This window comes from Nocardiopsis sp. iso_40, from assembly GCF_056173285.1.
The window spans coordinates 1252811-1278701 of record NZ_CM149666.1; the positions used below are offsets into that span (position 1 = coordinate 1252811).

Consider the following 25891-nt stretch of genomic DNA (forward strand, 5'->3'; position numbering starts at 1 on the left):
ATCCTGTGGGCGACGAGCACATGCCCGAAAGGACCTGGTCCGCCCGGATACCCGGGCGGTGTGAGGGGCGGGGAGGGGAGCACGGGTGCCTGAGGGCCATACGCTGCACCGGTTGGCGGCGCACTTCGACAAGACCTTCGGCGGCACGGCCGTACGGGCCAGCAGCCCCCAGGGGCGCTTCACCGGGGGAGCGGCCCGCCTCGACGGGCGGGTCCTCACCGAGAGCGAGGCGCACGGCAAGCACCTCTTCCTCGGCTTCGACTCCGGGGAGTGGCTCCGCGTGCACCTGGGCCTCTACGGCGCCTGGACCTTCGGCGACGCCGACGGCGAACGCCACCTGGGCGCGCCCAGGACCGCGGGAGCCGGCCGGAGCGAGCTGGAACACGGCCCCGACGGCTTCGTCGTCCCGCCCGGTCCGGTGGGCGCGGTCCGGGTCCGGCTGGTCAACTCCTCCGGCTGGGCCGACCTGCGCGGCGCCTCCGCCTGCGAGGTCGTCACCGCCGACGACAAGCGCGCCGTCCAGGACCGCCTCGGCCCGGACCCGCTGCGCCCCGACGCCGACCCCGAGCGGGCCTGGCGCGCGGTGAGCCGTTCCCGCAGCAGCCTCGCGGTGCTCCTCATGCGCCAGGACGTGATCGCGGGTATCGGCAACATCTACCGTGCCGAGTCCCTCTTCCGCGCCGGGATCGATCCGAGGACCCCCGGCCGGGAGCTCACCAGGGAGCGTTGGGACGCCCTGTGGGCGGACCTCACCGGTCTGCTGCGGGACGGCGTCCGGGACGGCTACATCATCACCACGCGCCCGCGGGACCGCCCGGATCCGGAGGCGTACCCGGTGCCCCGGCCCGACACCCTCTACGTCTGCTACCGGACCGGTGAGCCCTGCCGGGTGTGCTCCTCGCCGGTCGCCGCCGCCGAACTGTCGGGGAGGACCCTGTACTGGTGCCCGGGCTGCCAGGCCTAGCCCGAACGGCCCCGCCGCCGCGCTCCGGACGAGAAACCCCCTGGGGGGCCGGGATCCCCGTGTGTAAAATCCCCTCCGATCGCTTAACCGGTTCAGCCGAACCGGGCTCCGCGAGGTGCGTCGGGGAGGAACCTGTGCTGGGGGGAACACTGTGGGGGCTCTGATGCGACGGCCGACCATCATGGACATCGCCAAGGCCGCGGGGGTGTCCAAGGGGGCGGTCTCGTACGCGCTCAACGGGCGCCCGGGGGTCTCCGAGGGGACCCGCAAACGGATCCTCGACATCGCCCGTGACCTGGGGTGGGCTCCCAGCAACCCGGCCCGGGCGCTGTCGGCCGGCGGCAGGGTGGGCGCGGTCGGACTGGTGGTGGACCGACCGGCCCGATCGCTCGGGATCGAACCGTTCTTCATGCAACTGGTCTCCGGTATCGAGACAGAGTTGGCCGCCACCGGAGTCGACCTGTTACTCCAGGTCACCGAGGACGTGGACGCGGAGCTGGCGGTCTACCGGCGCTGGGCGTCGGAGCGCCGCGTCGACGGGGTGGTCATGGTCGACCTTCGGGTCGACGACCCCCGTCCGGCCGCGGTCCGCGGCCTGGACCTGCCCGCCGTGCTCCTCGGCGGCCCCGGCGGGGCGGGCGACCTCCCGTGCCTGTACACCGACGACGCCTCCTCGGTGCGCGAGGTGGTCCACTACCTGGCGGCGCTCGGCCACCGGCACGTCGTCCAGGTCTGTGGACCGGAGGAGTTCGTGCACACCGCGGACCGGGGCGAGGCCTTCCGGGAGGCGGCGGACCGGGCGGGTCTGGCGGAGGCGTACTCGGTGCACTCCGACTACACGGGGGAGGCGGGCGCCAGGGCCACGCGGCGGCTGCTCGCCGCGGCCGAGCGACCCACCGCGCTGGTGTACGACAACGATCTGATGGCGGTGGCCGGCCTCGGGGTCGCGGCGGAGATGGGGGTGGACGTGCCCTCCCAGTTATCCATCGTGGCCTGGGACGACTCCGCGCTCTGCCGCCTGGTTCGGCCCTCACTGACCGCGATCAGTCGGGACGTGGTCGGTCACGGACGCCAGGTCGCAAGGATGCTCGGCCGCGTCCTGGCGGGTGAGCCGGTTGCGAGTCAGGAGTCCTCGGCCGGTGAGCTGTACCCCCGCGGGAGCACGGGTCCACTGGCGGTTTCCCACGTATCTGCTGTTACAAGCGAATAACAGCAAAGTGTCGGGGATTGACGGGGTTCGTCGGTCCGTGTTGTTGTTAACGTCACTTACCCGGTTCAGCAACGGTCCTTTGCGCTCCCGATTGGGAGCGCTCCCAGCCTTCCGAGACAGGAATCGGCTTCCCCCCATGTGGAGGGCCGACCGGGTGGAAGGAGGAGTCGAGATGAGATTTCTGAGGCTTCCCGCCGTTCTGGCGGCGGCGGCGCTCATTGCCACCGCCTGCTCGAGCGAGGGCGGAGACAGCAACGGTTCGGAGGGTTACCCCCGGGACGAGACGCTGTACACCACCGGCACCGCCTGGGGTCCGCCGGTCAACTGGAACCCGATCATGCGCGGCCAGTACGCCGTGGGCACCTTCGGTCTGGCCTACGAGCCGCTCTTCCACTTCGACCCGGAGGAGAACGAGTACGTCCACTGGCTCGCCGAGAGCGACGAGTGGACCGACGAGACCACCCACGTCATCACCCTCCGCGAGGGGATGACCTGGAGCGACGGCGAACCGATCGTGCCCCAGGACGTGGTGACCACCATCGAGCTCGGCCAGAAGGACGTCTCCTACAGCAACATCTGGAACTTCATCGAGGGCGTCGAGGCCACCGGGGACCGCGAGGTCACCGTGACCTTCTCCGAGGCCCGCCCCCAGGAGTGGATGAACTGGGCCTACAGCCACCCCATCGTCCCGGACCACATCTGGGCCGACAAGGACCAGCAGAAGCTCACCGACGACCCCAACAAGGACCCGGTCGGCAGCGGTCCCTACGTCTACGAGGCGCACGCCGACGACCGCATGGTCTGGAGCCGCAACGACGACTGGTGGGGCACCGAGGCGCTCGGCCTGGAGATGCAGCCGACCTACATCGTGGACATCGTCAACGCCTCCAACGAGGTGACGATGAACATGCTCAGCAACAACGAGGTCGACCTGTCGAACAACTTCCTGCCCGGGATCGACCAGATGATCGACGGCCAGGCCATCACCAGCTACTACGACGGCCCGCCCTACATGCAGTCCGCCAACACCGCGTGGCTGGTGCTCAACCACGACCGTGAGCCGATGAACGACGCCGAGTTCCGCAAGGCGCTGGCGCACTCCATCGACATGAACGCGATCATCGACGGTCCCTACTCCAACCTCGTCGAGGCCGCCAACCCGACCGGTCTGCTCCCCCAGTGGGACGACTACATCGACCACGAGCTGGTCGCGGAGAAGGGCTACACCCACAACGCGGACGAGTCGGTCGCCCTCCTGGAGGACGCCGGCTACACCGACCAGGACGGGGACGGCTTCGTCGACACCCCTGACGGCGAGCCCATCGAACTGACCCTGCAGGTGCCCTCCGGCTGGACCGACTGGATGGAGGCCGCCCGGGTCATCGCGGAGAACGCCCAGGAGGTCGGGATTAACGTCGTGGCGGAGTTCCCCGACCACGACCTGCTGGTCGAGGAGCGCAACAAGGGCGAGTTCGACATGGTGGTCAACAACGAGCGCCAGCTGAGCAACACCCCGTGGACGTACTACGACTACCTCTTCCAGCTGCCGGTCCGCGAGCAGCAGAGCACGGTCAACTTCGGCCGCTACGAGAACGAGGAGGCCTGGGCCCTGGTGGAGGAGCTCGCCGCGATCCCGGCCGACGACGTGGAGGCCGCCGCGGAGATCACCTCGCAGATCCAGGAGATCCAGCTGGAGGAGCTGCCGGCCATCCCGCTCTGGTACAACGGCCTCTGGTCGCAGCAGACCAACACCACCTGGACCAACTGGCCCAGTGACCAGGGCAGCCCTGGTTACGCGACCATGTGGGACGGATGGTTCGAACTCGGAGCCATCCGCACCTTCGCCGAGATCGAACTGGCCGAATAGCACGTGTGGAGCGCGCCCCCGGTGCGGGGCGCGCTCCACACCCGTGCCCCCGCACCTGGAGGACACCCGTGTGGCGTTACATGGGCCGCAAACTCGGGATCTACGGCATCACCTTCGTCGTCGCGGTCACCATCAACTGGATGATCCCGCGGTTCATGCCCGGCGACCCCGTCAGCAGCATGCTCAACAGGGCCTCGGTCTCCGACCCGGAGGCCCTGGAGCGAATGACCAACTACTACAACGAGGTCTTCGGCCTCGACACCCCGCTCTACCAGCAGTACCTCAGCTTCTGGGCCGGCCTCCTGCGCGGTGACCTGGGCATCAGCGTGTGGCTCTACCCCGAGCCCGTCACCGACATCATCCTGCGGCACATCCCGTTCACCCTGGGCCTGCTGCTCCCCGCCATCATCCTGAGCTGGATCGTCGGCAACCGCTTCGGCGCGTTCGCCGCCCGCAGCAAGATCCTCGACAACACCGTGCTGCCGGTCGGCTACATCCTGACCGCGACCCCCTACATGTGGCTCGCCCTGCTGCTGGCCTGGGCGCTCGGCGTGGTGGGCGGCTTCTTCCCGACCGCGGGAGGCTACAGCTTCGCGCTCACGCCCTCGTGGTCGTGGCTGTTCATCTCGAACCTGCTCACCCACTGGTTCCTGCCGTTCCTGTCCATGTTCCTGGTGGCCCTCGGCGGTTGGGCGATCGGTATGCGCAACATGATCATCTACGAGCTGGAGGCGGACTACTCGAACTACCTCCAGGCGCTGGGGGCCCCGCGCCGGCTGATCCGCCGCTACGCCTTCCGCAACGCGATGCTGCCGCAGATCACCGGCCTGGCCGTGCAGCTCGGCACCATCATCGCGGGCGCGCTGCTCACCGAGATCGTCTTCAACTACCCCGGCCTGGGGACCCTGGTACTCAACTCCCTGAACAACAACGACTTCTTCCTGCTGCAGGGGATCTTCCTGTTCGTGGTCGTCGGGGTGCTGATCGCCAACTTCATCATCGACATCATCTACGTCCTGGTCGACCCGCGCACGCGAGTCCAGATGACGGGAGGCGGATCATGACCGACGTCCCCGCGACCCCTGGAGCGGCTGACTCCGGTACGGCACCGGAACCGGCCGGCGAACGCAAGTTCTCCGAGGGCCTGCACTTCGCCCGGCGCAACCCCAAGCTCCTCATCGGCACGGCGATCGTGCTCGCGCTCCTGTTCACCGGCCTGATCGGCCCCCTGTTCATCGACCACGGGCCCAACGTCTACGTCGGTCCCAAGAGCCAGCCGCCCAGCTCCGAGTACTGGATGGGCACCACCTCCTTCGGCCAGGACATCTGGGCCCAGTTCGTCTACGGGCTGCGTTCGACCTTCCTGGTCGGGGCCCTGGGCGGAGGCATCGCCTTCATCGTGGGCACCGCGGTCGGGTTCGTCGCCGGCTTCAAGGGCGGACTCGTCGACGAGCTGCTCAACATGTTGACCAACGTGGTGCTGGTCCTGCCCACCCTGGTGGTGCTCATCGTCGCCGTCGCCTACCTGGACGTGCGCGGTGTGGTCGTCCAGGCGCTGTTCATCGGACTGACCTCCTGGCCGTGGGCGGCGCGCGCGGTCCGCTCCCAGGCGCTGTCCCTGGCCACCCGCGACTACGTGGACCTGGCCCGGCTGAGCGGCCGCCGCACCTGGCGGATCATCACCACCGAGATCGCTCCGAACATGAGTTCCTACCTGGTGATGTCGTTCATCCTGCTCTTCGGCGGGGCCATCCTCATCGCCGCCGGACTCGACTTCATCGGCCTCGGACCCGCGAACGGCGTCTCCCTCGGCCTCATGCTGGAGAGCGCCGTCGCCTGGAGCGCCCTCCAACTCGGCATGTGGTGGTGGTTCATTCCACCGGGTGCCGGGATCACCCTCCTGGTCGGTTCGATGTACATCCTCAACGTCGGGTTGGACGAGGTCTTCAACCCCAAGCTGCGGGAGCTGTAATGACCCTGCGCGTCAACGACCTGAAGGTCTACTACCAGACCCTGCGCGGGGACGTCCACGCCCTCGACGGGGTGAACTTCGACCTCGCCGACGGGGAGATCATGGGCCTGGCCGGGGAGTCCGGCTGCGGCAAGAGCACCCTCGGCAAGAGCCTGATCCGGCTGGACGGCCGGATGCGGCACGTGGACGGCACGATCGAGCTGGACGGCGAGAACGTGCCCATCGCCGACGACCGCGCGATGAACAGGTTCCGCTACCACGAGATCTCGCTCATCCCGCAGTACGCGATGAGCGCGCTCAACCCCACCCGCAAGATCGGCCGGATGATCAACGAGCTGCTGCGTTCACGCGGCGTGCGTCCGGGCGACGTCGCGGAGGAGCTGGACCGCCGCCTGGAGCTGGTCGGCCTGGACCCGGCCGTGCTCGGACGGTTCCCGATCGAGCTGTCCGGCGGGATGAAGCAGCGCGTGGTCATGGTCATGGCCACCCTGCTCAACCCCTCGCTGCTGATCGCGGACGAGGCGACCTCGGCCCTGGACGTGTCGACCCAGCGGTCGGTGGTCGAGTCCATGGTGGAGTTCCGCGACCGCGGTTACGTCAAGAGCATGATCTTCGTGACCCACGACATCTCGCTCGTCTACCAGATGGCCGACACGGTCATGGTGATGTACGCGGGCCGGATCGCGGAGAAGGCCCCGGCGTCCACGATCATCAACGACCCCCAGCACCCGTACACCAAGATGCTCATCGGTGCGCTGCCGGAGGTCGGTACGACCACGGAGGACACCCGTCTGGAGGGCATCCCGGGCACCCCGCCCGGCCTGCTGCACCCGCCGACCGGCTGCCGGTTCAAGGACCGCTGCCCGATCGCCTCCGAGGAGTGCTCGCAGACTCCGCCCCTGGTGGAGATCGAACCCGGCCACTGGGCCGCCTGCTGGAAGACGGGGAGGTAGAACCGTGCTGGAACTGAGCCACGTGCACAAGGTGTACCGGGTGGGCGCCTTCGGCGGCGCCAGGCTGCGCGCGGTCCGCGACGTCAACCTGACGGTGGAACCCGGCGAGGTGGTGTCGCTGATCGGTGAGAGCGGCAGCGGAAAGAGCACGATCGGGAAGATGGTGCTGGGCCTGACCAAGATCAGCTCCGGCCAGATCCTCTTCGAGGGCGAGGACGTCTCCCGGATCCGCGGGTTCTCCGCGAAGAAGGAGTACTACCGGAGGGTGCAGGGCGTCTTCCAGGACCCCTTCAGCTCCTTCAACCCCATCTTCAAGGCCGACCGCGTCTTCGAGATGATCCGCTCCTCCTACTTCCCCGCGACCTCGGACGCGGACTGGAGACAGAAGGTCCTGGACGCGATCGGCACGGTGCGGCTGGACCCCGGCAACGTCCTCGACAAGTACCCGCACCAGCTCAGCGGCGGGCAGCTCCAGCGGCTGCTCATCGCGCGTGCGCTGCTGCTGGACATCAAGCTGCTGGTGGCCGACGAGATCATCAGCATGCTGGACGCCTCCACCCGCATCGACGTGCTCAACCTGCTCGCCGACCTCAAGGAGCGCGGCCTGGGCATCCTGTTCGTCACCCACGACCTGTCCCTGGGCAACTACGTCAGCGACAGGTCCGTGATCCTGCGCAAGGGCGCCATCGCCGAGATGGGGCCCACCAGGGCCGTGTTCGAGAACCCGATGCACCCCTACAGCCGGCACCTGCTCTCGTGCGTGCCCCAGCTGCACCGCACCTGGGCCGAGGTGGACGAGGAGCTGGCGGCCAACCCGCCGGAGGACGTCGTCCTGCCCACGGTCGGTGAGGACGACGACTCCGCTCCCCTCACCGAGGTCGAGAAGGGGCACTTCGTCGGGATCGACCAGCACTGAGCCGCGCCGCGACCGCCACACACCACGGGAAAAGAGGAACACGCATGACCGCGTGGTTCGACCTGCACGACGGCTGGAAACTGACGGCGGTGCCCCACGAGGGCGCCCTGCCGGAACCGGCCGCCGAGGTCGGCGAGGTCGGCGCCACCGTGCCGGGCTGCGTCCACACGGACCTGCTCGACCACGGCCTGATCGCCGACCCCTACCTGGACGACAACGAGGACCGGCTGGGCTGGATCGGCCGGACCGACTGGAGGTACACGCGTTCCCTGGCCGCGGAGGTCCGGGCCCTGGGCGGCGCGGACCGGGGCGCCCCGGACGCGGAGCGCGTCGACCTGGTCTGCGAGGGCCTGGACACCGTCGCCACCGTCCGGGTCGGCGGCCGGGAGGCGGGACGGACGGCCAACATGCACCGTTCGTACCGCTTCGACGTCACCGATGCGCTGGCGGGCGGGGAGGCCGACCCCTCCCTGGAGGTGGAGTTCGCCTCGCCCTACCGGTACGCGGAGGCCAACCGGGAGCGGATGGGCGCGCTTCCCGCCGCCTATGACGAGCCCTACCAGTACATCCGCAAGATGGCCTGCAACTTCGGCTGGGACTGGGGGCCGACCGTGGTCACCTCCGGGATCTGGCGGCCGATCCGGTTGCACGCCTGGTCCACGGCGCGGCTGGCCTCGGTCCGGCCGCTGGTGTCGGTCTCCGCTGACGGATCACTGGGGCGGGTCGGCGTGCGGGTGGAGGTGGAGCGCAGCGGGCCCGGGCGGGACACGGACCTGACGCTGACCGCCTCGGTCGCGGGCGCGGAGGCCACCGCGGTGGTGGCGGCCGGGGAGACGGAGGCGGCCCTGGAACTCGTGGTCGCCGAACCGGAGCTGTGGTGGCCGCGCGGCCACGGCGGCCAACCGCTGTACGGCCTGGGGGTGGAGCTCTCCGCGAACGGGGAGGCCCTCGACGGCTGGGAGCGCCGGATCGGCTTCCGCAACGTGGCGGTGCGCAGCGGGCCCGACGCGGACGGGTCCGCCTTCGCGGTCCGGGTCAACGACCGCGACATCCTGGTCCGGGGGGCCAACTGGATCCCCGACGACGCCTTCCCGCACCGGGTCGGCCGGGACCGCTACCGGGAGCGGATCGAGCAGGCCCGGGACGCCGGGATGAACCTGCTGCGCGTGTGGGGCGGCGGGATCTACGAGTCCGAGGACTTCTACGAGCTCTGCTCCGAGCGCGGCATCCTCGTGTGGCAGGACTTCCTCTTCGCCTGTGCCGCCTACCCCGAGGACGAACCGCTGGCCTCGGAGGTCGAGGCCGAGGCCCGTGAGGCGGTCGCGCGGCTGGCGCCGCACCCCAGCCTGGCGGTGTGGTGCGGCAACAACGAGAACATCTGGGGTCACGAGGACTGGGGGTGGAAGGAGGAGCTCGACGGTCGGGCCTGGGGCGCCGGGTACTACCTGGACGTGTTGCCCCGGGCGGTCTCCGAGCTCGACCCGACCCGCCCCTACTGGGCGGGCAGTCCCTACTCCGAGGCCGAGGGTGTCCACCCCAACGAGCCCTCGCACGGGACCATGCACCTGTGGGACGTGTGGAACGAACTCGACTACACCGTCTACCGGGAGCACCGCCCCCGGTTCGCCGCGGAGTTCGGGTACCAGGCGCCGCCGACCTACGCCACGCTGCGCGGTTCGGTGTCCGACGACCCGCTCACCCCGACCTCGCCCGGGGTGATGCACCACCAGAAGGCGATCGACGGCAACGGCAAGCTCGCCCGCGGGCTCGCCGCGCACTTCGGCGACCGCGAGTGGGGGTTCGAGGACTGGCACTACCTCACGCAGGTCAACCAGGCGCGGGCCCTGACCCTGGGGATCGAGCACTTCCGTGCCACCTGGCCGTACTGCACGGGCACGGTGATGTGGCAGCTCAACGACTGCTGGCCGGTCACCTCGTGGGCGGCGGTCGACGGGCAGGGGCGGCACAAGCCGCTGTGGTACGCGCTGCGCCGTGTGTACGCCGACCGGGTGGCCACGGTGCAGCCCGCCCCCGGAGGCGGGCTGCAGGTGGTCCTGGGCAACGACACCGGTCAGGAGTGGGTCGCCGAGGTGACGGTGGCACGTCGCGACACCGTGACGGGAGCCGAGTTGGCCGCCTCCGCGCACCCGGTCCGGGTGGCGCCCCGCGGGGCGCTGCGGATTCCGGTGCCCCCGGAGGTCGCGGGGGCGGGTGCGGCCCCCCGCGAGGTGCTGACCGTCGACGGTGCGGGAGAGCGGGCCTGGTGGTTCTTCTCCCGGGATCTCGACCTGGACTACCGAAAACCTGAATTCGAAGTCGAAACACGGGTGGAAGGTTCCGATTTGCGGGTGAACGTACAAGCCCGTGTGCTGTTGCGGGATCTGGTGCTGAACGTCGACAGACTCGACCCCGGGGCGAGTGCGGACAGCGCGCTGGTGACGCTGTTGCCCGGCGAGTCGCACACGTTCACGGTGTTCGGCGGCGCGGATCTCGACCCGGGGGCCGTGACGGCGCCACCTGTGCTGAAGTGCGTCAACGATGCCCTCGTGAACCCTCGGTGACATCTGCGTGACACGCCGGTGATCTTCACTCGGCTCACACGCGTCTCCCGCCCGGCCCGCCGGTATTCCCCGGCGGGCCGTGCGAGTTGCCACACCGGAAACCCTCGACAGCCGCTCAGGCTGTGGTACGTTCGTTAGAGATTGTTAGTCGTTGAATTTCGCAGTTGGTGTCTTGCCCGCGGAGTTTGTGACCGGCGGGCGGTTTCTCTTGGAGTCGGCTCGCGGCAATTTTCGGGCGTGTGAGTATGCGTCCGTGTACACCGAGCTGAAGGAGAAAACATGGCTCAGGGAACTGTGAAGTGGTTCAACGGCGAGAAGGGCTTCGGCTTCATCTCCCCCGACGACGGTGGCCCCGACGCCTTCGTTCACTACAGCGCCATCCAGGGCACGGGCTTCCGTAACCTGGAGGAGAACCAGCGCGTGGAGTTCGAGGTTGTCGCCGGCACCCGCGGCCCGCAGGCCGAGAACGTCGTCGGTATCTAAGACCGCAAAGACGTAGCGTCGTCACCCCTTGCAGGCGTAGACGTCGCTGAACGCCCCCGGAGGGTATCCACTCTCCGGGGGCGTTCGCGCGTCCGGGGCCCCGCCTCGGACAGCACCGGACCCCGGAACCGTCACTGACGGCTCCGGGGTCCTGTGCGTGCGGGGGTCAGGCCTCCAGCAGGGCCCGGGTGCGTTCGCGGACCTCGGTGGTGTCCAGGCCCCGCACGGTGACGGTGGTCCGGCGCCGCAGCACGTCGTCGACGGTCACCGCCCACTCGCGGTCGCGGGCGAACACCACCTGGGCCCACACGTCCGGGCCGTCGGGGTGGATCCGCTCGCCCAGGCCGGGGTCGGCGCGCACCAGGCCGGCGATGTCCATGGCCAGGCTCCCGTAGTGCGAGGCCAGGTGCCGGGCGACCAGCGGGTCCAGGCGGGTGCCCGGCTCGCGGTCGATGATGAGGCGCTGGGTGACCGCGTCCGGACTGGCCAGCCCGGGCAGCGGCACGGTCCGCAGCGGGTCCGCCATGTCCTCGGCCAGCGGGACCGTCGCCACCTTGCGCAGCTCCTCCAGGACGGTCCGGCCGATGTGCCGGTAGGTCGTCCACTTGCCGCCGGCCACGGAGAGCATCCCGCCCCGCCCCTGGGTGACCACTGTCTCCCGCTTGGCCGAACTGGTCTCGCCCGGGCCGCCCGGCAGGACGCGCAGCCCGGCGAACGAGTAGGTCATGCGGTCGCGGTCGAGGTAGGGGGCGTCGATGCCCAGGGCCGCCTCGCCCAGGATCTGGTCCACGTCCGAGGGCACCACCCCCACGTCGGCGGGGTCGCCCTCGTAGGCCTCGTCCGTGGTGCCCAGGAGCAGGTGCCCCTCCCAGGGGATGGCGAAGGAGACCCGGTACTTGTCCACCGGGATGGTGAGCGCGGCCCGCCACGGGTCCGGGGTGCGCAGCACCAGGTGGGCGCCCTTGGACAGCCGGACACTGGGCGCGGCGTTCGGGTCCTCCAGCCGGCGCAGGTGGTCCACCCAGGGGCCGGTCGCGTTGAGGACCAGCCGTGCGTCGATCCCGAACTCGCTCCCGTCCACCCGGTCGCGCAGGTCGGCCCCTGTCACCCGGCCCCGGGTGGTGCGCAGCCCCCGGACCTCGGCGTGGTTGAGCACCACGGCCCCGGCGTCCACGGCGGCGCGTACCGTCATGACCGCCATCCGGCTGTCGTTCATCTGGTGGTCGCTGTAGGCGGCCACGGACTTCAGGCCCTCGGTGCGCAGCCCGGGGGCGAGGCGCTTGGCCTGGAGCGGGGAGAGCAGGCGGCCCATGCCGTCCCCGAAGGCGGACAGCGCCGAGTAGAGGAAGACGCCCGCGCCCATCTTGGCGGCCCCGTGCGGGCCGCCGGAGTAGATCGGGACCAGGAAGGGGCGGTGGTTGACCAGGTGGGGGGCCACGTCGGAGGCGAGGGAGCGCCGTTCCTTGTGGTTCTCCGCGACCAGGCGCACTTGGCCGCTCTGGAGGTAGCGCAGGCCGCCGTGTACGAGCTTGGAGGAGGCGCTGGAGGTGGCCCCGGCGAAGTCGCCGGCGTCGACCATGGCCACCCGCAGGCCCGCCTGGGTGGCGGTCCAGGCGACGGAGGTGCCGAGGATCCCGCCGCCGATGACGAGGAGGTCGAAGGTACCCCGGGTGAGTTCCTCGCGCGTGTGCGCGCGGATGGTGGGGGCGTCGCTTCGGTGGGTGCTGGCGGTCATGGCTGGTGCTCCGTCCGTTGGGAAGGGGGGCGGTTACCGCACGTACCTGAACGGGCTCCACGATTCAGGTGGGCGTCGTATGCATGATACGACAATGCCGAACGTTGGTGAAGATGGGCACCGCCATTGGCGCGAGCTCCCTGGTGCTGTCCGGTTCTGGGTGGTGCAGGCAAGGGCAGTTGTCACCCAAGGGGCTCGTGGTGTCGCTTGCTGTGTCTGAAGTTCGGCATTGTCGAACGCATGGTCTGAGCGGGTGATCGGACGGGTTCCCGTCCGGAGGGGTCGCCCCGCGGCGCGGGGCGGGGCCCCTCGGAATGAAGCTGGAATCCGGGTCCTGAGAAGACGGTGTCCCGGTTTTGCGGACCGAGGTGAGGCCTGGACTCCGAGTTCCCCGGATTGCCCCACTTGGGGACATCTCCGGTCCTACGATGAACGACATCATGGCCACTAGGTACTCACCCACGATCCGGCGGCGCCGGCTCTCCGCCGAACTCAGGCGCGTCCGGCTCGCCGTCCGCAAGACCAGCGAAGAGGCCGCGGCGGACGCGGGCCTGTCCAAGTCCACGTACTCCAACATCGAGTCCGGGGTGAAGAAGCGCCCCAGCCTCCAGGAGGTCAGATCGATCCTGGACGCGTGCGAGGTGCCGCGGGGCAGAGAGTTCGACGAGATCCTGGACCTGTGCCGCCAGTCGCTCGAACGCGGCTGGTGGACGCGGTACCGGGACGTCCTCGCGGCCAGGTTCGTCGGCTTCGAGACCGAGGCCCGGTCCATCACGACCTGGCAGCCACTGATGATCCCCGGACTCCTGCAGGTCCCGGAGTACATGACGGCCACCGCGCAGTCCTGTCTGGCCAACCCCCAGGAGATCCGCCGGGCCGTCGACGCCCGGATGACCCGGCAGCGGATCCTCCAGGACCAGGACCCGCCGGAGCTGTGGGCGATCTTCGACGAGGGCTCCCTGCTGCGTCTGACCGATCACCCCGAGGTCCGGCGCACCCAGGTCAAGCACATCCTGGAGATGGCCCAGCGCCCCAACGTCACCGTGCAGATGACCAGGGCGGCAAAGCTCAACCCCGGGTGCGGGGGCTCCTGCGTGATCCTGGAGTTCCCCGACACCATCGACCCCACCGTCGTCTTCCTGGAGACCGCGACCGACGGCATCTACCTGGAGGAGCCCGACGACGTGGCCCGGTACCAGAACCTGGTCAACCACCTCAGGCTGGTCGCCCTCAGGCCGGGGGAGACCCTCGACTACCTGGAGGAGGTCCACCTGAGCCCGTAGGGGGACCGGCCGCACCGGACACGTCGGGGGCGCCCGGCCCGAGCCGGGCGCCCCCGGGAGGGCGGAGGAGGGTCCGATCAGCCCCCGAAACCGGTCAGGTTCCAGATCCAGGCGCCGATCACACCGCCCAGCAGCGGGCCGACCACCGGGATCCAGGCGTAACCCCAGTCGGAGGAACCCTTGCCCGGGATCGGCAGCAGCGCGTGCGCGATGCGCGGGCCCAGGTCGCGGGCCGGGTTGATGGCGTACCCGGTGGGGCCGCCGAGGGACAGGCCGATCGCGAACACCAACAGGCCGACCAGCAGCGGGGACAGGCCGTGGGCGAACAGGGCGGACAGGTCGGCGTCCCCCCGGGTCACCGAACCCTCGTTGGCTCCGATGCCGAGGATGCCCAGCACCAGCATCGCGGTACCGATGACCTCGGTGACGAGGTTGGCGACCGGACGGCGCACCCCGGGCGAGGTGCTGAAGACGCCGAGCTTGGCGTCGGCGTCCTCGGTGGGCTCCCAGTGCGCCAGGTAGGCCAGGTAGACCAGGCAGGCGCCGAAGAAGGCGCCGGCGACCTGGGCGCCGAGGTAGCCGGGTACCAGGGCCCAGTCGAACTCGCCGATGCTGGCGAGGCCGACGGTGACCGCGGGGTTGATGTGGGCGCCGCTGGTGGTGCCGACCACGTAGACGGCCATCGCGACCGCCATACCCCAGCCGAACGTCACCACGATCCAGCCCCCGTTGAGGGCCTTGGACCGAGCGAGCGAGACGCCGGCGACGACACCGCCGCCGAGAAGGATCAGGATCGCCGTACCGACGAACTCTGCCAGATAGACCATGGGGACCTCCGCCCCGTGCGGGGCAGCCGAGTCACGGGAGTGTCCTGCCCGGGGAACGGAACCGTTCCACCACAGGCATAATCGGACTCACCCGTCACGAGTTGATGGGGGAGGGGCACCGGGCAGGTGACCCCGAACCGCGTCCCAGGGGTTCCAGTTGGCGCTAGCGTCCCTGGGGCGCGGTCGTGTGTGTGGGGCGGGAATCGTCCGCCCCGTTACCTGTCGTCGTTGTGCTCGACCCAGCCCAGGGTGCGCTGCACGGCCTTGTTCCAGTTGTGGTACTCGCGCTCGCGGACCTCGGGGTCCATCTTCGGGTTCCACTCGGCGGCCTTGTGCCAGTTGGCGCGCAGGGTCTCCACGTCGGGCCAGTAGCCCACGGCGAGCCCCGCCGCGTACGCCGCGCCCAGGCAGGTGGTCTCGGCGACCATCGGCCGGACGACCTCGGCGTCCAGCACGTCGGACAGGATCTGCATGAGCAGGTTGTCCGCGGTCATTCCGCCGTCGACCTTCAGCGTGGTCAGGTCGAGCTGGGAGTCGGCGTTCATGGCGTCGACGACCTCACGGGTCTGCCAGGCCGAGGCCTCCAGGACGGCACGGGCGATGTGGCCCTTGTTGACGTAACCGGTCAGCCCGGCGATCACGCCCCGGGCGTCGCCGCGCCAGTGCGGGGCGAACAGTCCGGAGAAGGCGGGGACGACGTAGCAGCCGCCGTTGTCCTCCACCGAGAGCGCGAGCGTTTCGATCTCGGGCGCGGTGGAGATCAGTCCCAGGTTGTCGCGGAGCCACTGGACCAGGGAGCCGGTGACCGCGATGGAGCCTTCCAGGGCGTACACGGCCGGCGCGTCGCCGATCTTGTAGCCCAGCGTGGTGAGCAGGCCGTTGGTGGAGGTCACGGGCTCGTTTCCGGTGTTCATCACCAGGAAGGTGCCGGTGCCGTAGGTCCCCTTGACGTCGCCCTTGTCGAAACAGGTCTGGCCGAACAGGGCGGCGTGCTGGTCACCCAGCGATGCGGCCACGGGCGTGCCGGCCAGGTAGCCCCGGGCCTCGCCGTAGACCTCGGAGGAGGAGCGGATCTCCGGCAGCAGGCTGGACGGGATCTGCATGGCCTCCAGGATCTCGGGGTCCCACTCCAGGGTGGCCAGGTTCATCAGCATGGTGCGGCTGGCGTTGGTCACGTCGGTGACGTGGCGGCCGGTCAGCTTCCAGATGAGCCAGGTGTCCATGGTGCCGAACAGCAGCTCGCCGCGCTCGGCCCGCTCGCGCACCCCCTCGACGTTGTCGAGGAGCCAGCGGATCTTGGGGCCGGAGAAGTAGGTGGCCAGGGGCAGGCCGCACTTGGGGCGGAAGCGGTCCTGGCCCTCCTCGGCACCGAGCTCGCGCGCGAGGTCGTCGGTCCGGGTGTCCTGCCAGACGATGGCGTTGTGGACGGGTTCGCCGGTCTCGCGGTCCCACAGCAGGGTGGTCTCACGCTGGTTGGTGATGCCGATCGCGGCGACCTGGTCCGGGCTGATGTCGCTCTTCTGGAGGGACTCCTGGACCACCGCCTCGACGTTGGTCCAGATCTCCATGGCGTCGTGTTCCACCCACCCCGGCTGCGGGAAGATCTGACGGTGCTCTCGTTGGTCGACCGAGACGATGCGCCCGTCCCGGTCGAAGAGGATGCAGCGGCTCGACGTGGTGCCCTGGTCGATCGCGGCGACGTACTGCTGACTCATCGGTGCTCGCCTTCAGGAGAACGGCTCTGGGTGCGGACTCGGTTGGTTCTCGGTCGGTGCGCAAGTAGCGGTTGACCCCGCACGATGTACGACATTGACGTATGATTAGGCGTAAGTTTCATCCGACTTTCCTGCCTGTGTCAAGGCAGCGTGACGCAATCGTGTCGCGTGGATCACGTGTTCGGATGGTTACTGTCTCAGGGAGAGCGGGGTCGCGGAAGCACCGCACCGGGGAGTCCCGCGGTGCGGTCGGGCGGCCCTTCGGCGGCGGGGCCCGCCGCGCCCGGCGCTCAGTAGGGTGTGGCGCCCAGTTCGCGGGAGATGGCCCGGGCGGCGTCGCGCACGTAGGAGACCTGCTCCATGTCGGGCTTGCCGTCGTCGCCGCGCAGCCGCTCGACGGCGCCGCGCACCCCGATGGCGCCGACGGTGACTCCGCGCCGGTCGCGGATGGGCGCGGCGATGGAGACCTCGCCGTCGACCAGCTCCTCGGCCTCCCAGCCCCAGCCGCTGTCCCGGATCCCGGTCAGCCGCCCCTCCAGCGAGGCCATGGACGTGACGGTGTGCCTGGTGAAGGCGGTCAGCTCCACCGGGGAGTCGGGCTCCACCGAGGCGACCTCCTCGGGGACCGCCAGGGGGTCGAAGGCCATCAGCACCTTGCCCAGGGCGGTCGCGTGCAGTGGCAGCAGGGTTCCCACGTCCAGGGTCTGCCGGGTGGAGTCCGGGCGGAAGACGTGGTGCACCACCAGGACCTGGTGCTTGTGCAAGGTGCCGATGCGCACGCTCTCGCCGCTGCGCGAGGCTAGGGTGTCGGCCCAGTTCAGCGCCCGGGTGCGCAGTTCGTTGCCGTCCAGGTAGCGGGTGCCCAGGCTCAGCATCCCGCCGCCCAGCCGGTAGCGGCCGGACTCCGGGTCCTGCTCCACGAAGCCCACGTGCTGGAGCGTGCGCAGGATGCCCAGGGCGGTGCCCTTCGGCAGTTCGAGGGAGCGGGAGACCTCCGCCAGGCTCAGTCCGCGGGCGCCACTGGCCAGGAGCCGGAGGATCGCGGCGGCGCGTTCGATGGACTGGATTCTTCCCGGCATTGCGGTGCTACCACTCTCTAGTACGACAATGTCATACGCTCGATGCTACTACGCGATGTGATGCGCAACACCTCCCGGTGCCTCGTGTTCGCGCGGGACCGGCCAAGTGTACCGACGGGCCACCGTGCTGACCTGCGAGCTTTTCGGAGGCGCCGATTCGGTCACACCGGGCGAGCACCCTCAGAGCGCCGCGACGGCTTTCGCGATCGCCCCGGCCGCCTCCTCGACGTCGCCGTCGGTGATCTCCAGGCTCAGCACCAACCGGATCCGGGAGCCCCCGCCCAGCCCGCGGACCCCCTGCTCGGCGAACGCCTCCGCGTACCGGGCCGCCTCCCCCTCGGGGGTCGAGACCAGCACCATGTTGGTCCGGGCGACAGCGGAGATCCCCGGCAGGCCGTCCACCCGTGCGGCCAACCGGGCCGCACGCTCGTGGTCCAGCACCACCCGTTCCCGGTGGTGGCGCAGCGCGTACAGGGCGCCCGCGGCGATGATCCCCGCCTGGCGCATGCCCGCGCCCAGCAGTTTGCGGCCCCGTCTGGCCCGCCGGATCGTGTCCGCGTCACCCGCCAGCGCGGAGCCCACCGGGGCGCCCAACCCCTTGGAGAAGCAGACCGACACCGTGTCGAACCCCCGGGCCACCTCCTCGGGGGAGGCCCCCAGGTGTGCGGCGGCGTTCCACAGGCGGGCCCCGTCCAGGTGGGCGCGCAGCCCGTGCGCGTGCGCGAAGTCCGTCACCCGCCGCTGCTCGGCCAACGGCACCACCCGGCCGGTGAAGGTGTTCTCCAACCAGAGCAGGGCGGGGTCGGCCCGGTGGACGTCGCCGAGCCCGGAGATCCATGACTCCAGCAGTTCCTGCGGGGGGAAGGGGTCGCCCGAGTACAGGCGGGGCAGGACCCGGGAGAGCACCACCGCGGCACCCTGTTCGTCCCCGATGAGGTGGTGGTGCTCGTGTGCCCACACCTCCTCGCCGCTGCGGGTGGACACGTACAGCCCGAGCTGGTTGGCCATGTGGCCGGAGGGCACGTAGAGGGCGGCCTCGCGGCCCAGGAGGGCGGCGGTCTCCTCCTCCAGGGCGCGCACCGTCGGGTCTTCACCCCACACGTCGTCGCCCACCTCGGCCTCGGCCATGGCCCGGCGCATGTCGGGGGTCGGACGGGTCAGGGTGTCCGAGCGCAGGTCGATCAAGGGTCCCCCCGGTGTGGTGCGGTGCCGTCGCGAGTACGCGGTACTGCCCTGACGATACTGGGGCGGGTGGTGACCGGATTCCGCCAGGTGCGGATCAGCCCTCGTCCGCCAGGCTCAGGCGGGCGCTCCCCTCGTGCAGGGCGTGCAGCCGGTACCAGGCGTCCAGGGTGCGCCAGGTGTGGGCGTCGAGCCTGGCGAGGACCTCGCGGGCGAACTCCACGGCGGCGGTGGGTCCGGCGGTGACGAGGTCGATGTCGGTGACCGCCAGTTCCGACCGGTACCGGTGCGCGCCCGCGTACCCCGTCGCCAGCAGTTTCTCCCGGGTGCCGGTGTGGTCCCGGTGGTCGAGCAGGCCCTCCCGGGCCAGCCCCGCGGTGGCGTCACCGATCGCGGCCACCGGGATTCCGGCGTCGAGGAAGATGCCCGCCGCCGAGGCCAGCGGGGCCATCACCTCGGGGGAGGAGTCCCACTCGGGAGCGCCCGGCAACACCAGCATCGCGCTGGCCGAGGGCTTGAGCTGCGGCAGCGCGAGGTCCGGCAGAACGGTGAGCCCGCCCGCCGTCGTGACCGGCGCCCCGGTGAGCCCCACCGTGAGGACCCGGCGGCTCCCGGTGCCCTGCGGGCCGATGCCCGCCCGCGCGTGGGCGACCGCGTGGCCGTACTGCCAGTCGGCCATCTGGTCGTAGACAGCCAGGTGGAGGGGGGTGCGGGGCTCAGCGTTCATGGCACGAGGTTGGAGGCAGGGGCGCCGGGGTGTCAATTTTCGGAAACCGGGTCCCCGGGGGCCGCTGCGAGCGGCTCCGGTTTTATTCGCCGGTGCCATGAAAAAACCGTTCTGACCCGGGCGGTGCACGGGCCCGAGGCGGTCGTACCCCACGGGCGGGGGCGCCGGGCCGCGGGGCCGCTCCGGACCGGCGGCTGGACGGCCGCGCCGGGGTGTCTCCCACGGATTCCAGGCCTGTGACCTGCGTCTCCATCACAAAATCGAAACCTGGAGTTCACATGGGATCACAAATGGTATTACCATTCTCGGGGCCTGGTCCAAGAGCAGGTCAAGGGCGTGTTCCGGCACGGCCAAGCACCACCGTCCCGTCCACTGGAAGGCTCCGTCGTGGAGAACTTCGCACCCGTCTACGGCACGGGTCCCCTCCTCGGGATCGCGGCGGGGGCCATCGCGCTCCTGCTGCTCCTGATCATCCGCTTCAAGCTGCACGCGTTCATCGCGCTGGTCCTGGTCAGCGTGCTCACCGCCCTCGCGGCGGGAATCCCGGTCGACGGGGTGGTGCCCACCCTCCTCGACGGGTTCGGCGGCACGCTCGCCAACGTGGCCCTGCTCGTGGGGCTGGGCGTGATGATCGGCCGCATGCTGGAGGTCACCGGTGGCGCCGCCGTCCTCGCCGGGGCGCTCATCAAGCTGTTCGGTGAGAAGCGCGCGCCCCTGGCGCTCGGCGCGGCCTCGCTGCTCTTCGGCTTCCCGATCTTCTTCGACGTCGGCCTCGTGGTCATGCTGCCGATCGTCTTCAGCGTGGCCCGCCGGCTCGGCGGCTCCGTGCTCACCTACGCCCTGCCCACGGCGGGCGCCTTCGCGGTCATGCACGCCTTCGTGCCGCCGCACCCCGGGCCGGTCACCGCCGCCGTCGAGGTCGGCGCGGACATGGGCCTCACCCTGCTGGTGGGCGCGGTCCTGGCCATCCCCACCTGGTACCTGGCCAGCTACCTCTACGGCCTCTGGGCGGGCAGGCGCTTCCAACTCCCCGCCCCCGACGACGTCACGGCCGACGGCGAGGTCAACCACGAGAACCCGCCGCGTCTGGCCACCGTCCTCAGCATCCTGCTGCTGCCGATGCTGCTCATCTTCGCCAACACCGGCACCGGAACCCTCGTCGCCACCGGGGCCCTGTCCGAGGGCGCCGCCTGGGTCCAGTCACTGCTGCTGCTCGGCCAGACGCCCATCGCGCTGCTCATCACCGTCCTCTACGCGATGGCCGTGCTCAGCAGGGGCCGCTTCACCCGGCAGCGGGTCGAGGAGATCGTCGGCGGCGCGCTCGGCCCCGTCTGCGGCATCATCCTCATCACCGGCGCCGGCGGCATGTTCGGCGGCGTCCTGCGCACCAGCGGGATCGGTGACGCACTCGCGGGCAGCCTGGAGTCCACCGGGATGCCGGTCATCGTCGCGGCGTTCGTCATCGCCCTCGCGCTGCGCGTCGCCCAGGGGTCGGCCACGGTCGCCCTCACCACGGCCGCCGGGCTGGTCGCCCCGGCCGTGCAGAACACCTCCGGACTCAGCTCGATCGACCTGGCCCTGATCGTGATCGCCATCGCCTCCGGCGCCACCGCGCTCTCGCACGTCAACGACTCCGGGTTCTGGCTGGTCGGGCGCTTCCTGGGGATGGACGTCAGGACCACGCTCAGGACCTGGACCGTGATGGAGACCCTGATCGGCTTCATCGGCTTCGGGTTCGCCTTCGGCCTCCACCTGATCCTGTGACCCGGGGCGCGGGCGGGCTGCGGCTCAGGGCGAAGGCGGGCCGTCACCCCTGAGGGCCTCCGCGACCTCGGTGACGATCGACCGCATCGCCGCCTCGGCCACGTCGGGCAACCCGTCCCGGATGGCCTGTGCCACCGCCGTGTGCAGGCGCAGGGCCTCCGGGCGGGGGTTGTGCGGCATCAGGTCGTAGGAGGTACGGCCGACCAGTACCTCGGTCACCACCTCGGCCAGGCCGGACAGCATCTCGTTGCCGGACAGCTCCAGGATGCGGCGGTGGAAGACCACGTCGAGTTCGAGGAAGGTCTCCAGCTCGCCGGCCCGGCCGGTCCGGGACATCTGCTCGGCCACCACCACGAGCTGGGCCCGCTCGTCGGCGGGGCCGCGTTCGGCGGCCAGGGCGGCGGCGCCCGGTTCCACCGCGGCGCGCAGTTCGTTGAGCGAGCGCAGCTGCTCCATCCGGCCCGAACCGGTCAGGCGCCAGCGGATCAGCTGCGGGTCGAAGACGCTCCAGTCCCGCTGGGGCCTGACCCGGATGCCGGTCCTGGGCCGGCTGACCACCAGCCCCATCGATTCCAGGACGCGGACCGCCTCGCGGGCGACCGTCCGGGACACCCCGAACTCCTGCTCCAGTCCCTGGAGGGTGAAGGCGTGCCCGGACACGTACTCACCGCCGGCGATCGCGGGGCCGAGGACCGCCAGCACCCGGTTGTGCAGCGTTCGGTGCTCGGTCGCCATCGTCGTTCCCCGTTGCTTCCCAGGTTTCGTCCGCCCCGGCCGGGCCCGGCCGGGGTCTCAGGCTGAAGCCTAGCCGGATTGATTGATATCACTATTGGTGGCGGCGTCGCGGCCGTGCGGCGGGCCAGGACACGGAGAGATCATGCACTTTGTCTTCATGGGCGTATCCGGCAGCGGTAAGACCAGTGTCGCCGAACGGGTCGCCGAGCAGCTCGGGCTGCCCTTCGCGGAGGCCGACCACTTCCACCCCGAGGCCAACATCACCAAGATGTCCTCCGGGACGCCGCTGACCGACCGCGACCGGTGGCCCTGGCTGCGCGAGCTGGCCGGGTGGATCGCCGGGCACGAGGAGCGGGGCGAGGCCACGGTCATGGCCTGCTCCGCGCTCAAGCGCACCTACCGGGACGTGTTGCGGACCGGGGCCCCCGGGGTGGGCTTCCTCCACCTGCACGGGCCCTCCGAGGTGATCTGGGAGCGGATCGGAGCCAGGGAGGACCACTTCATGCCGCCCGCCCTCCTCCGCTCCCAGACGGAGACGCTGCAAAGGCTCGGCCCGGACGAGGCGGGCGTGGAGCTGGACCTGTGCGGTGACCTGGACCCGCTCGTCGCCCAGGCCCTGGAGTACGTGTCGGGGCGGCTGCGCGCCACCCGGGACTGAGCAGAGGTTTTCGTGTGGATATGTGACGATATGGCAACCGTGTGTCCGGGAGATCGTGCTCCACTTGTGTAGTGCGTCCCGGCACGCGACCCTGTTCGTCATGCAAGACACCCAAACGTCCCCCGTCTCCTCCGCCTCCCGGCCCTTCAGCGTGGTTCCGGCGCCCCGGCAGAGCATTCTCGCCGCACGCCACCCGGGCGTGCGACCCCCGCAGGACGTTCGGCAGACCTGTGTCCTGATGTTCGCCGCCGCCGCCGGGTACGCCCTGCTGGCCTACCAGTCCTGGACGATGCTGGACGCGGGCGCTCCCGGCCCGGTCGTGGGCGATCTGCGGTTCCTGCTGGTCCTGGCCGGGCTGGTCGCCCTGGGGATGGCGGTGCTGGCGCTGCCCGTGCGCCGTGCGGGCCACGTGCTGTGGCGCTCGGCCCAGTTCGGGGCGCTGGTCGCGCTCGGCACGGCCGTGTCCGCGCTGTACACGGCCGCAAAGCTGGCGGACACCCCGATGCTGGGTGTCGGGCTGCTGGCGACCCTCTTCGCGATCATCGTGAACATCGCGCTGTGGAGCACCAGCGTGCGCCGCTGGTGCGGCCTGTAGGCCCGCGGAGGGCCGGTACACCAGGGGCCCGGTGGGGCGGGAGCACTCCCGCCCCACCGGGCCCCTCACCGTGCGGGGGACGTGCGGCGGCCGGCCCGGGGCCGCCCCGGTCGGATCAGTCCTCCTCGCCGTCGGCCAGGACGTGCAGGCGGGCCAGGTGCTCGCTGTCGTCCTGGCCGTGCCGGGCCGTGTAGAGCTCGCGCGCCTCGTCGGCGATGTCGCCGACCTCGTCCTCGAAGCCGTAGTCGAGGAGGTCGTCCAGCAGGTCGAGCGCCCGGTGCAGCGGATCCCCGTCGTCGGGGTCCTGGGCCGAAGCCGCGGAGGAGTGCTCCGTGGTCCGGGACAGCACGACGGCCCGGGCCTCCTCCACCGCGCTCTCCGCTCCGGCCGCGGCGCTCAGGCGGATGCGTGTGATGGGGTCCTCGTCGGCGACGAGCATCAGCTGCTCGGCCAGCCAGGCGCTGTCCTGGCCTTCGAGGAACGCGGTGAGGTCCGCGTCGTCAAGGGGAGTGTTCATCCGCAGATCATAGGACGCACGGCGCCCCCGCGCGGCCCCGGGTCGGGCCCGGGAAACGGACACCGCGTCGAAAAGGTTATTCGTCCCATGGTCGGATAAAGGAATTGGCAATGGTGGCCGGGCGAATGGCCGGGGGTTGCCGGAGCAAACCCCGGAGAGCCCGCGGAGACGGACGTCAGTTGAACACCTGTGGGCCAAAAACCGACCTATGGATCACGGCACAGATCTGAAACGGTTGTATTAATACCAAGCCGTCTACCTTCCCAGGCGGTCATGGTGCGGTTTAGGGTCCGACTCATCGTTCAGGGACCCGACCCCCCGGCCCCACACTGAGGTGGACCATGTTCACGAAGTCTTCCCGAAATCCGCTCGGCCTCCTGGCCGCCGCGGCGTCGCTCACGCTCGTGGCGACGGCCTGCGCGGAAAGCGACCGAGACGCCTCTGACGGCGGAGAACAGCCGTTCGTCTTCGCGTCCGCCGGCGACATCGCATCGCTCGATCCCTTCCTCGCGACCGACGGAGAAACCTTCCGTTACAGCCGCCAGGTCTTCGACACCCTTCTGCAGCACGAATCCGGCGGTTCCGAAATCGTCGGTGGACTGGCCGAGACCTGGGACCAGTCCGAGGACGGAACCGTCTGGACCTTCGGCCTCCGTGACGGCGTGGAGTTCCACGACGGAGACGAACTGAACGCCGAAGCGGTCTGCGCCAACTTCGACCGCTGGTTCAATCTGACCGGTGCCTACCAGAGCTCCAACAACTCGTACTACTGGCAGAAGATCTTCGGCGGTTTCGCCGAGAACGAAGAGGACCACGCTCCGCCGGAGCCGCGTTTCGTCTCCTGCGACGCCGAGGACGAGCTCACCGTCGTCATCGAGGTCAGCGAGTACTCCTCCCTCTACCCGGGTGGTTTCAGCCTCGCGGCCTTCGGCATCATGAGCCCCAGCAGCCTGGAGGCCATGGAGGGCCAGGAGATCGGTGGTGAGGAGGGCAACCCGACCCTGCCCGAGTACAGCCAGGTCCCGGGGACGGTCGCCGGTACCGGTCCGTTCACGGTCCAGGAGTGGAACCAGGACCAGGGCGAGATCACCCTCAACCGCTTCGACGGCTACTGGGGCGACCCGGCGGGCTTCGAGACGATGATCATCCGGGCCATCCCGGACGAGAACGCCCGCCGCCAGGCGCTGGAGGCCGGCGACATCCACGGCTACGACCTGGTCGCTCCGGCGGACGTCGCCCCGCTCCAGGAGGCGGGCTTCGAGGTGCCCACCCGCGACGTGTTCAACGTCCTCTACCTGGCCTACCAGCAGGACCACGAGGCCCTGGCCGACCTGGAGGTCCGTGAGGCCCTCTCGCACGCGGTGAACCGCCAGCGCATCGTGGACACCATCCTCCCCGAGGGCGGCGAGGTCGCCACCCAGTTCCACCCGGACACCCTCGACGGATGGTCCGAGGACGTGCGCGAGTTCGAGTACGACCCGGGCCTTGCCCGGGAGATGCTGGCCGACGCCGGTTACGGGGAGGGGGAGCTGGAGGTCGAGTTCTGCTACCCCACCGAGGTCACCCGTCCCTACATGCCCGCCCCCAAGGACATCTTCGACGTCGTCACCGAGGACCTCCAGGAGGTCGGTGTCACGGTCGAGGCCACCTCCTACGAGTGGGCCGAGTACATCAACCAGACCGACAGCGGTAACTGCCCGCTCTACCTGCTCGGCTGGACCGGTGACTACAACGACGCCTACAACTTCATCGGCACCTGGTTCGCCGGCCCCAGCAGTGCCTGGGGCCTGGATGACCAGGAGCTGTTCGACCGGATGGCCGAGGTGAGCTCCAACCCGGACGCCGAGGAGCGCGTCGCCGGCTACCAGGAGCTCAACGAGATGGTGATGGACGTCCTGCCGGGCCTGCCCATCTCCAGCTCGCCGCCCTCCATCGCGTTCTCCGGGGACGTCAACCCGCCGAACGTCAGCCCGCTGACCCAGGAGAACTTCGCCGAGGGTTCCTGGAAGTAGCCGGACCCCCTCTCCCCGCCCCGGGAGAGGCACGCACCGGGCCCGGCCGGCCCAGACCGGCCGGGCCCGCCTCGCAGGACCCCCCTCCCCGGCACCCCGGGACCCACACGTACATCCCGCCACACCCCGGCGGGGA

The 25891-nt window shown here is 70.2% G+C and carries 22 protein-coding genes; 14 read left to right on the forward strand and 8 right to left on the reverse strand.

Annotated features, from left to right (window positions below):
* The first annotated feature begins 85 nt into the window (after nucleotides 1-85).
* The 9 genes from AC0VYD_RS05535 (at nucleotide 86) to AC0VYD_RS05575 (ending at nucleotide 10926) form a co-directional block, all read left to right on the forward strand.
* Entirely contained in the window at nucleotides 86-964 is an 879-nt protein-coding gene (locus AC0VYD_RS05535) for an Fpg/Nei family DNA glycosylase (RefSeq protein WP_475478881.1), read from the forward strand.
* 163 nt (nucleotides 965-1127) lie between these two features.
* Nucleotides 1128-2174 carry a LacI family DNA-binding transcriptional regulator gene (locus AC0VYD_RS05540; protein ID WP_475478882.1) on the forward strand — a complete coding sequence of 349 codons (1047 nt, stop codon included), beginning with the start codon at nucleotides 1128-1130 and terminating at the stop codon, nucleotides 2172-2174.
* 172 nt (nucleotides 2175-2346) lie between these two features.
* Complete coding sequence (locus tag AC0VYD_RS05545; RefSeq protein WP_475478883.1) at nucleotides 2347-4041, forward strand: ABC transporter substrate-binding protein; 1695 nt, start codon at nucleotides 2347-2349, stop codon at nucleotides 4039-4041.
* A gap of 68 nt (nucleotides 4042-4109) precedes the next feature.
* Nucleotides 4110-5105, forward strand: coding sequence for an ABC transporter permease (locus AC0VYD_RS05550; RefSeq protein WP_475478884.1), 996 nt, complete (start codon nucleotides 4110-4112; stop codon nucleotides 5103-5105).
* Nucleotides 5102-6013: an ABC transporter permease gene (locus tag AC0VYD_RS05555; protein ID WP_475478885.1), complete on the forward strand. Its 912-nt coding sequence runs from the start codon at nucleotides 5102-5104 to the stop codon at nucleotides 6011-6013. Before AC0VYD_RS05550 ends, AC0VYD_RS05555 begins: the two co-directional genes overlap by 4 nt.
* Nucleotides 6013-6966, forward strand: a complete 954-nt coding sequence (locus AC0VYD_RS05560) for an ABC transporter ATP-binding protein (RefSeq protein WP_475478886.1) — start codon at nucleotides 6013-6015, stop codon at nucleotides 6964-6966. The genes AC0VYD_RS05555 and AC0VYD_RS05560 overlap by 1 nt, the downstream gene beginning before the upstream one ends.
* A 4-nt stretch (nucleotides 6967-6970) precedes the next feature.
* On the forward strand, nucleotides 6971-7882 hold the full coding sequence (locus AC0VYD_RS05565) for an ABC transporter ATP-binding protein (RefSeq protein ID WP_475478887.1): 912 nt from the start codon (nucleotides 6971-6973) through the stop codon (nucleotides 7880-7882).
* Between the two features lie 44 nt (nucleotides 7883-7926).
* Complete coding sequence (locus tag AC0VYD_RS05570; RefSeq protein ID WP_475478888.1) at nucleotides 7927-10443, forward strand: glycoside hydrolase family 2 protein; 2517 nt, start codon at nucleotides 7927-7929, stop codon at nucleotides 10441-10443.
* Between the two features lie 279 nt (nucleotides 10444-10722).
* The gene (locus AC0VYD_RS05575) at nucleotides 10723-10926 is read left to right on the forward strand and encodes a cold-shock protein (RefSeq protein ID WP_191268270.1); all 204 of its coding nucleotides are present in this window, start codon (nucleotides 10723-10725) and stop codon (nucleotides 10924-10926) included.
* Nucleotides 10927-11092: 166 nt separating this feature from the next.
* On the opposite strand, the gene AC0VYD_RS05580 is transcribed toward AC0VYD_RS05575, so the two are convergent.
* The gene (locus AC0VYD_RS05580; protein ID WP_475478889.1) at nucleotides 11093-12661 is read right to left on the reverse strand and encodes a glycerol-3-phosphate dehydrogenase/oxidase; all 1569 of its coding nucleotides are present in this window, start codon (nucleotides 12659-12661) and stop codon (nucleotides 11093-11095) included.
* 428 nt (nucleotides 12662-13089) lie between these two features.
* Here AC0VYD_RS05580 and AC0VYD_RS05585 point away from each other — a divergent pair, with 428 nt between their 5' ends.
* On the forward strand, nucleotides 13090-13944 hold the full coding sequence (locus AC0VYD_RS05585; RefSeq protein ID WP_473036369.1) for a Scr1 family TA system antitoxin-like transcriptional regulator: 855 nt from the start codon (nucleotides 13090-13092) through the stop codon (nucleotides 13942-13944).
* Between the two features lie 77 nt (nucleotides 13945-14021).
* Here AC0VYD_RS05585 and AC0VYD_RS05590 read toward each other — a convergent pair whose 3' ends face one another.
* The 5 genes from AC0VYD_RS05590 to AC0VYD_RS05610 all read right to left on the reverse strand — a co-directional run bounded on the left by AC0VYD_RS05590 (nucleotide 14022) and on the right by AC0VYD_RS05610 (nucleotide 19474).
* Nucleotides 14022-14771, reverse strand: a complete 750-nt coding sequence (locus tag AC0VYD_RS05590) for an MIP/aquaporin family protein (RefSeq protein WP_475478890.1) — start codon at nucleotides 14769-14771, stop codon at nucleotides 14022-14024.
* A gap of 215 nt (nucleotides 14772-14986) precedes the next feature.
* Nucleotides 14987-16486, reverse strand: coding sequence for a glycerol kinase GlpK (gene glpK / locus AC0VYD_RS05595; protein ID WP_475478891.1), 1500 nt, complete (start codon nucleotides 16484-16486; stop codon nucleotides 14987-14989).
* Nucleotides 16487-16776: 290 nt separating this feature from the next.
* A complete protein-coding gene (locus AC0VYD_RS05600) occupies nucleotides 16777-17565 on the reverse strand; it encodes an IclR family transcriptional regulator domain-containing protein (protein ID WP_473036366.1) in 789 nt (262 codons plus the stop codon).
* Between the two features lie 180 nt (nucleotides 17566-17745).
* Nucleotides 17746-18750: a threonine aldolase family protein gene (locus tag AC0VYD_RS05605; RefSeq protein ID WP_475478892.1), complete on the reverse strand. Its 1005-nt coding sequence runs from the start codon at nucleotides 18748-18750 to the stop codon at nucleotides 17746-17748.
* 94 nt (nucleotides 18751-18844) lie between these two features.
* Nucleotides 18845-19474 (reverse strand): DJ-1/PfpI family protein, encoded by a 630-nt coding sequence (locus AC0VYD_RS05610; protein WP_475478893.1) that lies wholly within the window; start codon nucleotides 19472-19474, stop codon nucleotides 18845-18847.
* A 387-nt stretch (nucleotides 19475-19861) separates the two neighbouring features.
* Between AC0VYD_RS05610 and AC0VYD_RS05615 the strand changes: the two genes are divergently transcribed.
* Complete coding sequence (locus AC0VYD_RS05615) at nucleotides 19862-21238, forward strand: GntP family permease (protein ID WP_475478894.1); 1377 nt, start codon at nucleotides 19862-19864, stop codon at nucleotides 21236-21238.
* Nucleotides 21239-21262: 24 nt separating this feature from the next.
* Here AC0VYD_RS05615 and AC0VYD_RS05620 read toward each other — a convergent pair whose 3' ends face one another.
* A complete protein-coding gene (locus AC0VYD_RS05620; RefSeq protein ID WP_475478895.1) occupies nucleotides 21263-21973 on the reverse strand; it encodes a FadR/GntR family transcriptional regulator in 711 nt (236 codons plus the stop codon).
* Between the two features lie 142 nt (nucleotides 21974-22115).
* On the opposite strand from AC0VYD_RS05620, the gene AC0VYD_RS05625 reads away from it, so the two are divergent.
* Together AC0VYD_RS05625 and AC0VYD_RS05630 are read left to right on the forward strand one after the other, a co-directional pair.
* Nucleotides 22116-22631 carry a gluconokinase gene (locus AC0VYD_RS05625; RefSeq protein ID WP_475478896.1) on the forward strand — a complete coding sequence of 172 codons (516 nt, stop codon included), beginning with the start codon at nucleotides 22116-22118 and terminating at the stop codon, nucleotides 22629-22631.
* Between the two features lie 100 nt (nucleotides 22632-22731).
* A complete protein-coding gene (locus AC0VYD_RS05630) occupies nucleotides 22732-23226 on the forward strand; it encodes a hypothetical protein (RefSeq protein ID WP_475478897.1) in 495 nt (164 codons plus the stop codon).
* Nucleotides 23227-23341: 115 nt separating this feature from the next.
* Here the strand turns inward: AC0VYD_RS05630 and AC0VYD_RS05635 are convergent, their stop codons facing one another.
* The gene (locus AC0VYD_RS05635) at nucleotides 23342-23743 is read right to left on the reverse strand and encodes a hypothetical protein (RefSeq protein WP_191268259.1); all 402 of its coding nucleotides are present in this window, start codon (nucleotides 23741-23743) and stop codon (nucleotides 23342-23344) included.
* 341 nt (nucleotides 23744-24084) lie between these two features.
* Between AC0VYD_RS05635 and AC0VYD_RS05640 the strand changes: the two genes are divergently transcribed.
* The gene (locus AC0VYD_RS05640; RefSeq protein WP_475478898.1) at nucleotides 24085-25755 is read left to right on the forward strand and encodes an ABC transporter substrate-binding protein; all 1671 of its coding nucleotides are present in this window, start codon (nucleotides 24085-24087) and stop codon (nucleotides 25753-25755) included.
* The last annotated feature ends 136 nt before the right edge of the window (nucleotides 25756-25891 follow it).

Coding starts and splice junctions, on each gene's coding strand:
- AC0VYD_RS05540 (WP_475478882.1), top strand. CDS start 1,128: ATGCGACGGCCGACCATCATGGACATCGCCAAGGCCGCGGGGGTGTCC.
- AC0VYD_RS05545 (WP_475478883.1), top strand. CDS start 2,347: ATGAGATTTCTGAGGCTTCCCGCCGTTCTGGCGGCGGCGGCGCTCATT.
- AC0VYD_RS05555 (WP_475478885.1), top strand. CDS start 5,102: ATGACCGACGTCCCCGCGACCCCTGGAGCGGCTGACTCCGGTACGGCA.
- AC0VYD_RS05560 (WP_475478886.1), top strand. CDS start 6,013: ATGACCCTGCGCGTCAACGACCTGAAGGTCTACTACCAGACCCTGCGC.
- AC0VYD_RS05570 (WP_475478888.1), top strand. CDS start 7,927: ATGACCGCGTGGTTCGACCTGCACGACGGCTGGAAACTGACGGCGGTG.
- AC0VYD_RS05575 (WP_191268270.1), top strand. CDS start 10,723: ATGGCTCAGGGAACTGTGAAGTGGTTCAACGGCGAGAAGGGCTTCGGC.
- AC0VYD_RS05580 (WP_475478889.1), bottom strand. CDS start 12,661: ATGACCGCCAGCACCCACCGAAGCGACGCCCCCACCATCCGCGCGCAC.
- AC0VYD_RS05585 (WP_473036369.1), top strand. CDS start 13,090: ATGAACGACATCATGGCCACTAGGTACTCACCCACGATCCGGCGGCGC.
- AC0VYD_RS05590 (WP_475478890.1), bottom strand. CDS start 14,771: ATGGTCTATCTGGCAGAGTTCGTCGGTACGGCGATCCTGATCCTTCTC.
- glpK (WP_475478891.1), bottom strand. CDS start 16,486: ATGAGTCAGCAGTACGTCGCCGCGATCGACCAGGGCACCACGTCGAGC.
- AC0VYD_RS05600 (WP_473036366.1), bottom strand. CDS start 17,565: ATGCCGGGAAGAATCCAGTCCATCGAACGCGCCGCCGCGATCCTCCGG.
- AC0VYD_RS05610 (WP_475478893.1), bottom strand. CDS start 19,474: ATGAACGCTGAGCCCCGCACCCCCCTCCACCTGGCTGTCTACGACCAG.
- AC0VYD_RS05620 (WP_475478895.1), bottom strand. CDS start 21,973: ATGGCGACCGAGCACCGAACGCTGCACAACCGGGTGCTGGCGGTCCTC.
- AC0VYD_RS05625 (WP_475478896.1), top strand. CDS start 22,116: ATGCACTTTGTCTTCATGGGCGTATCCGGCAGCGGTAAGACCAGTGTC.
- AC0VYD_RS05630 (WP_475478897.1), top strand. CDS start 22,732: ATGCAAGACACCCAAACGTCCCCCGTCTCCTCCGCCTCCCGGCCCTTC.
- AC0VYD_RS05635 (WP_191268259.1), bottom strand. CDS start 23,743: ATGAACACTCCCCTTGACGACGCGGACCTCACCGCGTTCCTCGAAGGC.
- AC0VYD_RS05640 (WP_475478898.1), top strand. CDS start 24,085: ATGTTCACGAAGTCTTCCCGAAATCCGCTCGGCCTCCTGGCCGCCGCG.